This is a genomic window from Pseudomonas sp. LBUM1671 (assembly GCF_059695685.1).
This window is the reverse complement of record NZ_CP166782.1, coordinates 6,284,056-6,297,296: the sequence shown is the minus strand read 5'-3', so window position 1 is coordinate 6,297,296 and position 13,241 is coordinate 6,284,056. Positions and strand designations below refer to the sequence as shown.

11 protein-coding genes are annotated in these 13,241 nt (G+C 61.2%); 4 read left to right on the top strand and 7 right to left on the bottom strand.

Going from position 1 to position 13,241, the window contains the following annotated elements:
• Genes ACA060_RS29115 through ACA060_RS29085 form a run of 7 tightly spaced genes read right to left on the bottom strand, consistent with a single transcriptional unit; the run spans position 1 to position 7,855 of the window.
• Complete coding sequence (locus tag ACA060_RS29115; RefSeq protein ID WP_497314662.1) at positions 1-1,131, bottom strand: glycosyltransferase family 4 protein; 1,131 nt, start codon at positions 1,129-1,131, stop codon at positions 1-3.
• Complete coding sequence (locus ACA060_RS29110; RefSeq protein ID WP_497314660.1) at positions 1,115-2,482, bottom strand: glycosyltransferase family 4 protein; 1,368 nt, start codon at positions 2,480-2,482, stop codon at positions 1,115-1,117. The genes ACA060_RS29115 and ACA060_RS29110 overlap by 17 nt, the downstream gene beginning before the upstream one ends.
• The gene (locus ACA060_RS29105) at positions 2,479-3,729 is read right to left on the bottom strand and encodes an ABC transporter ATP-binding protein (protein ID WP_497314658.1); all 1,251 of its coding nucleotides are present in this window, start codon (positions 3,727-3,729) and stop codon (positions 2,479-2,481) included. The genes ACA060_RS29110 and ACA060_RS29105 overlap by 4 nt, the downstream gene beginning before the upstream one ends.
• The gene (locus ACA060_RS29100) at positions 3,729-4,526 is read right to left on the bottom strand and encodes an ABC transporter permease (protein ID WP_109626927.1); all 798 of its coding nucleotides are present in this window, start codon (positions 4,524-4,526) and stop codon (positions 3,729-3,731) included. The genes ACA060_RS29105 and ACA060_RS29100 overlap by 1 nt, the downstream gene beginning before the upstream one ends.
• Positions 4,527-5,969, bottom strand: a complete 1,443-nt coding sequence (locus ACA060_RS29095) for a mannose-1-phosphate guanylyltransferase/mannose-6-phosphate isomerase (protein ID WP_497314656.1) — start codon at positions 5,967-5,969, stop codon at positions 4,527-4,529.
• A gap of 3 nt (positions 5,970-5,972) precedes the next feature.
• The gene (gmd, locus tag ACA060_RS29090; RefSeq protein WP_109626923.1) at positions 5,973-6,944 is read right to left on the bottom strand and encodes a GDP-mannose 4,6-dehydratase; all 972 of its coding nucleotides are present in this window, start codon (positions 6,942-6,944) and stop codon (positions 5,973-5,975) included.
• The gene (locus ACA060_RS29085) at positions 6,941-7,855 is read right to left on the bottom strand and encodes a GDP-mannose 4,6-dehydratase (protein ID WP_497314654.1); all 915 of its coding nucleotides are present in this window, start codon (positions 7,853-7,855) and stop codon (positions 6,941-6,943) included. The genes gmd and ACA060_RS29085 overlap by 4 nt, the downstream gene beginning before the upstream one ends.
• A gap of 428 nt (positions 7,856-8,283) precedes the next feature.
• Here ACA060_RS29085 and ACA060_RS29080 point away from each other — a divergent pair, with 428 nt between their 5' ends.
• Genes ACA060_RS29080 through ACA060_RS29065 form a run of 4 tightly spaced genes read left to right on the top strand, consistent with a single transcriptional unit; the run spans position 8,284 to position 13,184 of the window.
• The gene (locus tag ACA060_RS29080) at positions 8,284-9,861 is read left to right on the top strand and encodes a glycosyltransferase (protein ID WP_497314652.1); all 1,578 of its coding nucleotides are present in this window, start codon (positions 8,284-8,286) and stop codon (positions 9,859-9,861) included.
• Complete coding sequence (locus tag ACA060_RS29075) at positions 9,855-11,153, top strand: glycosyltransferase (protein WP_497314650.1); 1,299 nt, start codon at positions 9,855-9,857, stop codon at positions 11,151-11,153. The genes ACA060_RS29080 and ACA060_RS29075 overlap by 7 nt, the downstream gene beginning before the upstream one ends.
• 52 nt (positions 11,154-11,205) lie before the next feature.
• Positions 11,206-12,363, top strand: coding sequence for an acyltransferase family protein (locus ACA060_RS29070; protein ID WP_497314648.1), 1,158 nt, complete (start codon positions 11,206-11,208; stop codon positions 12,361-12,363).
• Positions 12,357-13,184 (top strand): class I SAM-dependent methyltransferase, encoded by an 828-nt coding sequence (locus ACA060_RS29065; RefSeq protein ID WP_497314646.1) that lies wholly within the window; start codon positions 12,357-12,359, stop codon positions 13,182-13,184. Before ACA060_RS29070 ends, ACA060_RS29065 begins: the two co-directional genes overlap by 7 nt.
• Positions 13,185-13,241 lie beyond the last annotated feature (57 nt).

The window sequence follows — 13,241 nt, the reverse complement described above, 5'->3', positions numbered from 1 at the left end:
TCAGTCTCCCATAGCCTGGCGGTAAGCGCGGGCCGTGGCCTTCGCGCAACGCGCCCAGGAAAAAAGCTTCGCTTGTTGCAAACCGGCTTCGCGACAGACCTGCCAATGCAGCGGGTCGTCGATGAGTCGGCTCATGGCATCGCGCAATTGGTCCGGATCGTCCGGTGCTATGTAGTTGCCGGCGGCGCCCGCGACTTCCGGCATGGCCGAATGCCGGGTCAGGATCACCGGCGTGCCGCTGGCCATGGCTTCCAGGACGGGCAGGCCGAACCCTTCGTACAACGAGGGAAAGACCAAGGCCCGGGCGCCGGCCAGCAGTTGTGCCAGCGCTTCATCGGGCAGATAGCCCAGCAGGCACACATCGCCGGTGGCCAGGGCGGCGCGCAATTCGTCACTGAACTGTTCGCCCTGCCAACCGGCCATGCCGGCGATCAGCAGTGGAAAACGCTGGCGCACGGCTTCCGGTAGTCGGGCGTGGGCACGCAGGGCCAGCGTCAGGTTCTTGCGCGGCTCAAGGGTGCCGACGCACAGAAAGTATTCCCGCGCCTCAACGCCGTGGGCCTTGAGCACCGCGTCGATGGCTTCAGGTTCCCGTGGATGGAAACGTGCGGCCACGCCCAGCGGCGCGACGACAAAACGCTCGGCCGGCAGTGCGAAATACGCTTGGGCTTCGTCGGCAATGTACTGCGAGTCGGTGAGAATCAGACTCGCCCGCTGCACGCCGTCGGCCAGTCGCCGCTCGATTTCCCGCAGGCGCGAGGGGGGTTGCGTCTCGGGGTAGTGCAGGTGCGTCAGGTCATGCAGGGTGATGACCGTCGGGCCGTCGAACGACAGCGGCCACAGGCTCGGTTCGTGATAGAGGTCGATGGTCTTCGAGCGCCCTTGATCGAAGCGTTTCTGCTCCAGCCAGCGCCGCGCCTGATAAGCCCCCGGAATCTGTCGCAGCAACGGCGTCAGTCGCGAGTAGCCGGGCATGGCGGCTTCCGGCAAATCCGAACTCCAGCCCCAACCGTGGAACAGCGTCAGCTCGACATCGGGCTCATCAGCCAGGGCGCTCGCCAGTTCGGCGACGTAATGGCCGATACCGGTGCGCGGGGCTTGCAGGATCCGGGCGTTAAGGGCAATTCGCATGTTGCCTCTCTTGCTCGACCGGCGCTTCTGCCAGATTGCTCAGGGTTCGTTCGGCCAGTTGCGCACTGGCTTCACGCCAGCCGATCCACTGCCAGTCCGCCACACTGCGAACCGCCGGGAATTGCCCCGAGCGTTCGAAACCGGTGACCAGGTCTGCCAGGCTTTGCGGTTCGGCCAAATCAAAGTACGCCATGAACTCGCCACCGATTTCGCGAAAGATCGGAATGTCGCTGCCCATGGCCGGCAAACCGCGCTGCATCGCTTCGACCAGGGGCAGGCCGAAGCCTTCGACCCAGGACGGAAACACCAGTGCGCTGGCGTGGGAATAGGCGTGTTCGAGGCTGGTGTCGCTCAGGTCGTTGAACATGAACAGGCGTTGGTTCAGTTGCGGGTGATTGCGCACGCGAGCGAGCAGGGCGTCGCACTTCCAGCCGATACGCCCGGCGATGCACAACCGGGCGTGCGAACCCGAGGCCCAGGCGCGTTCGAAAGCGTCGAGCAGGTAATCGTGGTTCTTACGCGGCTCGATGGTGCTGACCATCAAAAACACCGGTTCCGGCGTTTCGAATACGCGCGTCAGTCGTGGCTCGACGGCAGCGGTGGCTTCGCTCAGGTCCAGCTCGGAACCGAGGTGAAAATAGTCGAACCACAGCGCATCGGCTTTGGCCGGGCCCAGCCGGTGCTGCAGTTCTTCTCGTACCTGATCGCGCACCGTGGCCGAAATCGCCACGTAGCCGTCAGCGGTTTGGGTGATCCAGTTGAACCACTCGTTGAAAATCTGCACCAGCCGCGTGTCGTAGAACTGTGGGTGAGTCAGCGGGATGAGGTCGTAGATCACCGAAACGATGCCCACGCCTTCACGCTTGAGCTGTTCGGCAAACGGGAAGAAATCGCTGTGCCAGGAGGAGTCGAGCAACACCAGTTGATCGCCCGGCTGATGCTGCAGCGGCGAGCAGCGTTTGGGCAGTTGATACTGGTTGATGGCCTCGATCAGCCGTATCGGCAGGCTGAAGCAGGTAATGGCTGTGAGGCGGTAGGCCACGTGCAGCAGGCGCTTGATCACTCGCGAGTTGCTGCGTTTGTGCAAGCGTTGATGCAGTTGCCAGAAACGATGAGCAAGGCGTCCCAATCGTCCGCCGAAGGTCATCAAACCATCGAAAAACGGGATGTTCAACGCGCCGAGTTTCAGCACCCGATAGAGTTTGCCTTTGAGCATCACCACCGGAATGCACTCGACACCCTCGACACTGTCCGGCAGCTGATTGATGACGTTACGCACCACCCGCTGAATGCCCGAATTGACCTTGGGGTGCTGGAACACGTGGGTGCATTCCACCAGGAGACGGGTCATGGCGTGCGCTCCGGAACAGTCGACCCGGAGCGGGTAATGGTGGTTTTCGCCGCCAGCCACGAGCAGCCGACGAAGTCTTCATGCCGGTTGTTGATCACATGGAACACCAGCCCGTAATCGCGCCATTCGTAGTTGCGGTCCAGGTGCGAGTCCAGCCGCGACAGGCTCAGGGACACGGAATAATTGCCCTTGCCCAGGCCCATGACGAAGGCAAAACGGTACGTGTAGCGCTCTCCTGCGTGCAGATCGGTCAGGGCCTTGTCCTGGCGATGGGTGTTGATGCCATACATCATCTGACCCAGGCGGTCCTTGAGGATGAAGCCCAGCACCAAGCGCTCGATGTCCTGACGGACTTCGACCTGGACTTCCAGCACCACGGCCTGACCGACCTCGGCGGCGTCGATGGAACGTTCATTCTCGTCCAGCAACCGCACACTGAGGATGCCCGCTTCACCGGTGCCGGAAATGGTTTGCACTTCCCCGTCCGCGAGCATTTCCTGACGCACGATCTGGCCTTCACGTTCGGCCATCATGGCGTTGTAATAGTCCAGGACCGCTTCGGGTTTGCCGTGCATGGCCATGCGGCCGTCTTTGAGCAGGATGGCCGAATCGCAAATCGCCTGGATGGCGGAGCGGTCGTGGGACACGATCAGCAGGGTGGTGCCGGCCTTGCGAAAGCTGCGGATGCGTTCGAAGCTCTTGTGCTGGAAGTAGGCATCGCCCACGGACAGCGCTTCGTCGACGATCAGGATGTCCGGACGTCGAGCGGTGGCCACGCTGAACGCCAGGCGCATCTGCATGCCGCTGGAGTAGGTCCGCACCGGGTGGTCGATGGCTTCGCCGATCTCCGCGAAATGTTCGATCTCGGGCATCAGCGCTTCAATGTCATCGACCTGCATGCCCAGCAATTGCCCGGCCATGATTGCATTCTGTCGACCGGTAAAGTCCGGGTGAAACCCCATGCCCAGTTCCAGCAGCGCCGCCACCCGGCCTTCGAGTTCGATCTTGCCGCACGTCGGTTGGGTGGTGCCGGTGATCATCTTCAACAAGGTGCTCTTACCGGCGCCGTTGACCCCGACGATGCCCACCGCTTCACCGGGGGCGATCTCGAATGCGACGTCTTGCAGCACCCAGTGCTCGTGGTGACGCTTGGGCGAAAACGGGATCAGCCACTCGGCCAGTCGGCTCCAGCGGTTCGGGTATTGCTTGTAGGCCTTGCCCAGGCCGGTGACGCGAATATGCCCCATCAGAGTTCATCCACCATTTCGCCGACGCGCTGGCGAAACAGACGCAGCCCGATCAGACAGAACACCACGCCGGTGACAAAAATCGGCAGCAGCGAACTCCAGACCGGCCATTGCCCATAGAGAAACATGTTTTGATAGCTGACGATCAGGTTGGTCAGTGGGTTGAGTTGCAGCAGGCGCTGAACCCAGTCCGGCAGGATGCTCATCGGGTACACAATGGGCGTCAGCCAGAACCAGAATTGCAGGCAGATGCCGAAGAGTTGCCCGACATCACGGAAGAAGACATTCAACACGCCGAGTATCATTCCCAGCCCGGCGCAGAACATCATTTGCAACGCCATCAGCGGTATCAACGCCAGCAACGCCATGCCCGGCCAACGTCCCGTGAACAGCAGAAAACCCAGGAACAGGCCGATGATGATCGCGAAGTTGATGCCGGCGTTGATCAAGACAATCACCGGCAGGCAGATCCGCGGGAAGCTGATTTTCTTCAACAGGTTGGCGTTTTCCAGAAACATGTTCTGGCTGCGCAGGGTGATTTCCGCAAACAGTCCCCAGGCGAGCAAGCCGCCGCACAGGTACACGCTGTAGGCCATGCTGTCATCCACACCCGGCAGGCGGGCGCGCATGATGTGAGAAAAAATCACGGTGTAGACGATGATCATCGACAGGGGATTGAGCACCGGCCATAGGGCACCAAACAGCGAATTGCGGTAACGCGCCTGAAACTCTCGCTGGACGCTACCGAGGATGAACCCTCGATGGCTGCACAGTGAGCGGTATAGGGAAAGCAGCATTCAAACCGTCCTGCCATATTGGTCTTCGAAGCGAACGATATCGTCCTCTCCCAGGTATTCGCCGCTTTGCACTTCAATGATCACCAGGTCGATCACGCCCGGGTTTTCCAGGCGATGCTTGTGGCCGGCGGCAATGAAAGTCGATTCGTTCTTGGCCACCAGGTGAGTGCCGGTGCCATTGTTGGTGACCTTGGCCATGCCTTCGACGACCACCCAGTGTTCATTGCGGTGATGGTGCATTTGCAGCGACAGCTTGGCGCCGGGTTTGACCACGATGCGCTTGATCTTGAAGCGCGGGCCTTCCTCGAGCACGGTGTAGGTGCCCCAAGGGCGGCTGACCGTGCGGTGCAGGCGATAGGCCTCGTGCTTTTTGTCCTTGAGCTGCTTGGCCACCCGGCGCACATCCTGGGCGCGATCGGCATGGGCCACCAGCACCGCGTCGGCGGTGTCGATGATGATCAAGTTATCCACACCCACTGCCGCCACCAGCCGGTCTTCGCTCTGGACAAAGTTGTTGTGGCTGTCGACGAACACCGCGTCCCCGCTGGCGCGATTGTTTTGCCTATCCGCCGGTACCAGCGCGGCCACTGCGCCCCAGGAACCGATGTCGCTCCAGTCGAAACCGGCGGGCACCACGACCACTTTGTCGGAGCGTTCCATCAAGGCGTAGTCGATGGAAATGTCAGTGATCTCGGCGAACAGCGCCGGGGACAATTCCTGTTGCAGGCACCCGGCGGTTTCCACGGGGGCGCTTTGCGCCATGCAGGTTTGCGTCTGCTCCAGCAGCTCGGGCGCGTGGACCTGCAGTTCGGCCAGTACGGTCGCGACCGAGAAGCAGAACATTCCCGAGTTCCACAGAAACTTGCCACTTTCCAGGTAATGGGTGGCGGTTTGCAGATCCGGTTTTTCGACGAAGCGCTGGACTTTTGCGGCGCCTTTTCCGTCCAGCGCGGCGCCGGTCTCGATGTAGCCGAAACCGGTTTCCGGGGCAGTCGGCATCACGCCGAACGTCACCAGGAAACCATCTTTGGCCAGTGCCACGGCGTGTTCGACCGCCGTCTGAAAGGCGTCTTCGTTGAGGATCAAATGGTCGGCGGGCATCACCACCATGATCGCTTCATCGCCGTGCAGGGCTTGCAGCGACAGGGCCGCGGCAGCGATGGCCGGGGCCGTATTACGGCCCGTCGGCTCCAGCAGAAAGTGCCCGCGATGGCGACTTAGCTGCGCCTCCTGATAGTGATCCTTGCTCTGGAAGTAATAGTCGCGGTTGGTCACCGTGACGATATCGCCCCAGCCATCGAGCAACCCGGCCGCCCGCCGATAGGTCTTGCCCAGCAGCGACTGGCCGTCGGGCAGGGTCATGAACGGCTTGGGATGGCCCTCGCGGGACACCGGCCACAAGCGAGTACCGGCACCGCCGGAGAGAATCACAGGAATCAGCATGGCCTACTCCTTGGCGACGCGTTTCATGTCCGCATCCATCATCATGCGGATCAAGGTATCCAGATCGGTTTTTGGCTTCCAGCCCAGTACGCGCTGGGCTTTGGCCGGGTTGCCGAGCAGCACTTCGACCTCGGCCGGGCGGAAGAACGCCGGGTCGATCTTGACGAAGTCGCGGTAGTTGAGCCCCACGTGGTCGAAGGCGATGCGGCACATCTCGCGTACGGTGGTGGTGACGCCGGTGGCGACCACGAAGTCGTCAGGCTTGTCCTGTTGCAGCATCAGCCACATGGCTTCGACGTAATCGCCGGCAAACCCCCAGTCGCGTTTGGCGTCGATGTTGCCCAGGCTCAGTTCCTGCTGTTTTCCCTGCTTGATGCGGGCGGCGGCGTCGGTCACTTTGCGGGTCACGAACTCGATGCCGCGTAGCGGTGATTCGTGGTTGAACAGGATCCCGCTGCTGGCGTGCAGGTTGAAGCTTTCGCGGTAGTTCACGGTGATCCAGTGGCCGTACAGCTTGGCCACGCCGTAAGGGCTGCGCGGGTAGAACGGCGTGTTCTCGTCCTGCTGCTCGGCCTGGATCAGGCCAAACATTTCGCTGGTCGACGCTTGGTAAAAACGCGTGTGCGGGCTGAACTGGCGGATCGCTTCGAGCAGATGAGTCACGCCCAGCCCGTCGACGATGCCGGTGGTGACCGGTTGATCCCAGGAGGCCGCGACGAAGCTTTGCGCCGCCAGGTTATAGATTTCGTCCGGGGCGGACTTGATCACCGCACGCTGCACCGAGCACGCATCGGCCATGTCGCCGTCCAGGTAAACGATGTCGCCCTCGACCCCCATCTCACGCAGACGCCAGCGCGCATCGCTGCTGCGCCGTGCCACCAGGCCGTGAACTTTATAACCCTTGTCGAGCAGCAGTTTGGCCAGATAAGCGCCGTCCTGACCGGTGATCCCTGTGATCAATGCACTTTTTGTCATTCTTCTTGTACTCGCTTCTCCCAGTCGGACAGGATCGCCCGCAGGGATTGTTGTGTTGTGATTTCAGGCGTCCATCCTGTGGTCTGGGCAAGCTTGGCATGGCTGCCGCAAACGCGACGCTGATCCGCGCGGCGAAGACGCGCCGGATCCTGAATCAATTGCATGTCGACCTGGGCGAGGTCCCCCAACTGTTCGATCAAACTGCGGATGCTCTGCTCGCGCCCCGAGCAAATGTTGTAGACCTGCCCCGGCGTGCCCTTTTCCAGCAGCGCCAGATAGGCCGACACGACATCGCCGACATCAAGGAAATCGCGAGTGACATCAATGTCACCGACTTCCAGTTGTGGGGCTTGCAGGCCTTGTTTGATACGGTTGATCTGGCGCGCGGCGCTGGCGATGACAAAGCTGTCTTTCTGACCGGTGCCGATGTGGTTGAACGGGCGGGCGACCAGTACCGGCCAGCCTTCGCTCAGGCCCCATTGCAGGCTGAGGAACTCGGCCGACAGTTTGCTCACGGCATAGGGGTTGCGCGGGCAGGGTGGCTGGAGCTCGGTAATCGGCAGGTCTGATTCCATCACCTGGCCGTAGATGTCGCCGGAGCTGACGTACAGAAAGGTCCCGTTGAAGCCGCGGGCCTTGAGTGCCTGAAGCAGGTTCAGGGTGCCGAGCAGGTTGATATTCAGCGTGCGTGCCGGATCGCGGAAGGCTTCGGGAACGAAGGTCTGGCCAGCCAGGTGAATGACCGCGTCGGGCATCTCGGGCCAGAGGCCGTCGAGGGTGCCGGGCTCAGCGAGATCGTAACGGGCGGCGACAGGCAGAAGCTCCCATTCCGAGGCACCGGCCTGCAGGCGAGATTGGATGTGTTGTCCTACGAATCCACTGAGACCCGTAACGAACAGACGCTTTTTCAAACAGCAGCCCCTTGGTCATGCATTTCGTCCATTCCCCACAGGCTCTATGGAGATGTCTGACAGACCGGGTGGATTCCTTGGTCGAAAGACAGGCGAAACGTTTGTTGTAGTTGTTTGGTAGCCAATCTGTGCCAATTACGCGGCAATTTCAACAGGTCCCACCGTGACCGGTCAGTTCTCGTTAGCGTAGCCTGATTTATTCTCGCCGGGCGGTTCACGAATCCTCAGCGGATGTGTTTAGAATGCCCCTCGTCACGATTACCCAGGGTTCGGCCGGGTGGTATTCACACCCCGCGAAACTGACCATTAAAACAAGAACGTAGACGGGCAAGAAGACGATGGACGACGACCGGCAAACCCCGGGTCGATCCGTGGCTTTGCCGTCATAGAGTGAGGCTGCCGGGATGGCGGTTTCATCGTGGGATGCCATGAATTTCATTCTTTACTCGGACGTCAACGACAGCTCCATCAGCCAGAGCCTCGGCCGTCCCGAATACAGTTATTACTTCGTGCTAAAGGCGTATCGCCCGGTGCTCGAAAGCCTCGGGCGGGTGCATGTGGTGTCCTCCACCGCCGAGGTCGATCCTCTTTATCGACAACTGTTGGCTGCCGGCGAAGACAGCCTGTTCCTGTCCTTTACGCCGCCGCAGAAAACCCCGAACGACCTTGAGTGCCCGACGATCTGCGTGGTGGCCTGGGAGTTCGACTCCATTCCCGATGAGCAGTGGGACAACGACCCGCGCCAGGACTGGACGCAAATGCTCGCGCGCCAGGGTCGGGTCATTACGCTTTCCAGTCACACGGCCCGGGCGATTCGGCGAGCCATGGGTGAAGACTTCCCCGTGCTGGTTTTGCCCACGCCACTGTGGGAGAACTTCGCGACGATTCGCAGCAACCACACCAGCGTCCCGGTCAATGCCGGTTCAACTCTGGAGATCAAGGGCTGCATTTTCGACACCCGTACCCTCGGGCTCAGCGCTGACGCACTGATCCCGGTCGTGCCCACGGCCGAAGAAATCGCCGCGCGAGAGGCTGAAGCGGAAGCCGCGAAGCCACCGCCGCTGACCTTGAAACGCCGCTTCGTCATTGCTCGCCATTACCTGCACCTGTGGCGTCGGGACATGGGCAAAACCTTGCCTGTCCCGGTGCATCGCACGCACTTTCTGAGCCAGTGGTATTGGGAAGGCGTTCGCGACCTTCTTTCAGATACAGCCCATGAACGGCTTGCCGGGGTTTTGCCGGCCATCGCCGGCCCGCAGACGATGGCCGTGCATGAGCCTGAACCGCGTCAATGGCCGGACACCACTGGCCAGGTCGAGACTCACGTCGACGGCGTGGTGTACGTCACGGTGTTCAACCCCCGGGACGGTCGCAAGAACTGGCATCAATTGATCACCGCCTTCTGCTGGGCCTTCCGCGAAACGGAGGACGCCACGCTGGTGCTGAAGATTACCCAGAGCGACCTGTCGTCCTATTACGACGAACTGATGACCTTGCTCGCGCAACTTTCGCCGTTCGCCTGTCGGGTGGTGGTGATGCACGGCTACCTGGACGATCCGCAATATGCCCGGCTGTACGAAGCGGCCAGTTATTACGTTAACGCCTCGCGCTGCGAGGGTTTATGCCTGCCGCTGATGGAGTTCATGGCCAGCGGCAAACCGGTGATTGCCCCGAACCACACCGCCATGGAGGATTACATCGATGAGCGTGTGGCGTTTGTGGTCAAGTCCAGCGAAGAGCTGACCATCTGGCCCCAGGACACCCGGATCATCTACCGGACCCTGCGTTATCGACCGGACTGGGGGTCGCTGAAAATCGCCTACGAAAACAGCTATCGGATGGCCAAGGAGCAACCGCAGGCGTACCAGCGCATGTCTGCCGACGCGGTCGAGCGTATGCGCGACTACTGCGCCTTCGCCCCGGTGCAGAAGCGCCTGGCGGATTTTTTCGGGCTGACGCCGCAGGTTTTGCCGGCAGCGGCTGTGACGGATAACGCCTCATGCTGATCATCATTCATTCGGAAACCAACCAGCACACCATTGCCCAGAACCTTGGCCGTTCGGAGTACAGCTATTACTTCGTGCTCAAGGAGTACCGGCCGGTGCTGGAACGCCTGGGGCGCGTGGTAGAAGTCAGGGATCCGCAGACCGAAGTCGATGCCTTGTACCTCGACGCGCTGTCCCGTGGCGAAGACTGCATATTCCTGTCGTTCTCGCCGCCGCATTGCACGCCGATGCACTTCGCCTGTCCGACCTTGCCGGTGTTTGCGTGGGAATTCAGCACCATTCCCAACGAACCCTTTGCCGGTGAGCCGCGCAATGACTGGCGCACGGTTTTGCGCGCTTCAGGCGCGGCGATTACCCATTCCGGCTACACCGTGAACGCCGTGCACGAGGCGATGGGCGCCGACTATCCGATCGTCGCGGTGCCGGCGCCGGTGTGGGACCGATTCTCGGCGCGTGGCGCCCAGTTGCAGCGTCAACCACTGGCCAGCCAGGTGCGACTGAAGATCAAAGGCCTGGTGGCAGACAGCCGCACGCTCGACTTGCGGGCCTTTGGGCCGGCGCCTTTACGCGAAGGTGAAGGTATCGATTTCGAGGCGCCGCCCCGTGAACACGAGTTGGTGCTCGACGGCGTGATCTACACCTCAGTGTTCAACCCGGGTGACGGGCGCAAGAATTGGGAAGACATGCTCAGTGCCTTCTGCGTGACGTTCCGCGAGGTCGATGACGCGACGCTGGTGCTCAAACTGACCCACCACGACGCCGAAGCGGCGCTGACCGACATCCTTCACCATTTGTACAAAAACCAGTCTTACCGCTGCCGCATCGTGCTGATTTACGGCTACCTCGCGGATGCGGACTACGAGCAGCTGGTGCAGGCAACCAGCTACGTGGTCAACACCTCCTACGGCGAAGGCCAGTGCTTGCCGTTGATGGAGTTCATGTCCTGCGGCAAACCGGCCGTGGCGCCACGGACCACGGCGATGATCGATTACCTGGATGCCGACAATGCGTTCCTGATCGACTCCACCGACGAGCTGACCGCCTGGCCTCACGACCCGCGCAGGGCGTTCCGGACCCTGAGGTACGTGACGAACTGGGCGTCGTTGTGCCGCGCTTATCGGGCCAGCTATGACGTCGCCAAAAACGATGCCGGGCGTTACGCGCAGATGTCCGCGCATTCGGTGGCCAGCCTGGAAAAATTCTGCAGCCAGGCCACTGCCGAGCAACGGCTGAAAGTCTTCTTCGCGCAGCTCCTTGAAACCTGCGTCGCCGTGGATACCCCCGAAGCATGACCCGCGCAGCGTTGCATCGGGTATATAGCGGAGCAGCGTCCAGGAGGACGACATGAGTAACGACAGACGGATCATGGACATCGAATTGTTGCGCGGCATTGCAGTGCTCGGCGTGTTGTTCCATCACCTGCAAGACAGCCTGTTTGCGGCCCCGGTGCCGCTGTTGCAAGCCATCACCGCGTGGGGGCAGCCGTGGTGGGGCGTGGATCTGTTTTTCGCTATCTCCGGGTTTGTCATCGCACGCAGCCTGATCCCTGCGTTGCAGGGTTGCAGCACACGCCAGGAATACTGGCAGCAGACGCGCAACTTCTGGCTGCGCCGAGCCTTTCGATTGTTGCCGTCGGCGTGGTTGTGGCTGGCGCTGATGTTGCTGGCGTGTATTTTCCTCAATCGCTCCGGGGCGTTCGGCACGCTGCACGCCAACCTGCAAGCGACCCTGGCCGGGGTCGCGCAGTACGCCAACTTCCGCTTCGCCGACAGCTTCTATAACTATGAGTACGGCACCAGTTTCGTGTACTGGAGCCTGTCGCTGGAGGAACAGTTTTATTTGCTGTTTCCGCTGCTGATTCTGCTTTGTCGCAAGCACCTGGTCTGGGCCTTGCTGGCGCTGGTCGCGGTGCAGTTGTTCACGTTGCGCACGCCGATCCTGATGGTGGTTCGCACCGATGCGCTGGCACTCGGTATCTTGCTGGCGATGTGGAGTGCACAACCTTCGTATCTGCGCTGGGAGCCGACGTTTTTACGCCGTCCATGGGCCGGTCTGACGGCGTTGATCGCGCTGTCGCTGGTGCTCAGTTTCATGGCGACGGATCGCTTCACGTTTACCAACTACCGCATCGGCACGATTGCCGTGTTGTGCGCGGTGCTGGTGTGGATTGCTTCCTACAATCGCGATTACCTCCTGCCACGGGGCGCGTTCAAGAACCTGATGACGTGGGTCGGCAGTCGCTCCTACGGGATCTACCTGATCCACATTCCGGCTTATCTGCTGGTACGCGAATTCACCTTCCGCTTGCAGGGTGCCGGTCTGCCCAATCCCGGCGGCCATCCGATCCTGACACTGATGATTGCTGGCGGGTTGATCGCCTTGTTGAGCGAACTCAACTTCCGCTTTATCGAAATGCCCATGCGCAACCGCGGCGCCTCGCTGGTCAAACGCCTGGGCACGTCCCGAACAGCCGCCCAAACCTCTGGAGCCACCTCATGCTGAGCCTTTTGAAGAAACTCACGGCGGGTACGCCCGCTCCCGTGGCGCCTGTGGTGGACAAGGTCGAGAAGGTCGATCCATACATGCTCGGCCTGCACGACGCGATGCTCAGCGGCTGGTTCAATCAGCAAACCGGCGAGCTGTTCACCGGGTTCCCGGTGACCGCCGAGGACACGCTGCTGGACGTCGGCTGCGGTGATGGCGGCAACGTGCATTTCTGCGGCATGCGCGGGGCGAAGATCATCATCGCCGACATCGACACGGCCAAGGTCGAAGCCACCCGCCAGCGCCTGGGCGACACGCCGGCGCGCGAGGTCGAATGCCACGTCACCGACTGCAATCCTCTGCCGATCGCCGATGCGACGGCCACCCGCGTGGTGTCCACCGAAGTCATTGAACACGTGGACGATCCGGCGCAGTTTCTCGCCGAACTGGTCCGTGTCGGCAAACCGGGCGCGCTGTACTTGCTCAGCGTCCCGCACCCAAGCTCCGAAGACCTGCAAAAAGACATCGCGGCGCCCGAGTATTTTCAGAAGCCCAACCACATTCGCATCATCAGCGAAGAGCAGTTCAAGGCGATGGTCAGTGACGCGGGCCTGGAAGTGCTCAGCCACAGCCAGTACGGGTTTTACTGGTCGATGTGGATGCTGTTGTTCTGGGAAGCCAAGGTCGATTTCAGCAATCCCGACCACCCGCTGCTCAACCACTGGGCCGACACATGGCAGGCCATCCTGGCATCGCCCCGGGGGACTCAGATCAAGCAAGCGCTGGACGCGGTCGTGGCGAAAAGTCAGGTGATCATTGCCCGCAAGCCATTGGTGTAGGCACTCTCTGTAGCAGCTGCCTTGTGGCGAGGGGATTTATCCCCGTTCGGCTGCGAA

What these genes read in the sequence shown, in the direction of transcription:
- ACA060_RS29115 (WP_497314662.1), bottom strand. Translation starts at nt 1,131, where the DNA reads ATGCGAATTGCCCTTAACGCCCGGATCCTGCAAGCCCCGCGCACCGGT.
- ACA060_RS29110 (WP_497314660.1), bottom strand. Translation starts at nt 2,482, where the DNA reads ATGACCCGTCTCCTGGTGGAATGCACCCACGTGTTCCAGCACCCCAAG.
- ACA060_RS29105 (WP_497314658.1), bottom strand. Translation starts at nt 3,729, where the DNA reads ATGGGGCATATTCGCGTCACCGGCCTGGGCAAGGCCTACAAGCAATAC.
- ACA060_RS29100 (WP_109626927.1), bottom strand. Translation starts at nt 4,526, where the DNA reads ATGCTGCTTTCCCTATACCGCTCACTGTGCAGCCATCGAGGGTTCATC.
- ACA060_RS29095 (WP_497314656.1), bottom strand. Translation starts at nt 5,969, where the DNA reads ATGCTGATTCCTGTGATTCTCTCCGGCGGTGCCGGTACTCGCTTGTGG.
- gmd (WP_109626923.1), bottom strand. Translation starts at nt 6,944, where the DNA reads ATGACAAAAAGTGCATTGATCACAGGGATCACCGGTCAGGACGGCGCT.
- ACA060_RS29080 (WP_497314652.1), top strand. Translation starts at nt 8,284, where the DNA reads ATGAATTTCATTCTTTACTCGGACGTCAACGACAGCTCCATCAGCCAG.
- ACA060_RS29075 (WP_497314650.1), top strand. Translation starts at nt 9,855, where the DNA reads ATGCTGATCATCATTCATTCGGAAACCAACCAGCACACCATTGCCCAG.
- ACA060_RS29070 (WP_497314648.1), top strand. Translation starts at nt 11,206, where the DNA reads ATGAGTAACGACAGACGGATCATGGACATCGAATTGTTGCGCGGCATT.
- ACA060_RS29065 (WP_497314646.1), top strand. Translation starts at nt 12,357, where the DNA reads ATGCTGAGCCTTTTGAAGAAACTCACGGCGGGTACGCCCGCTCCCGTG.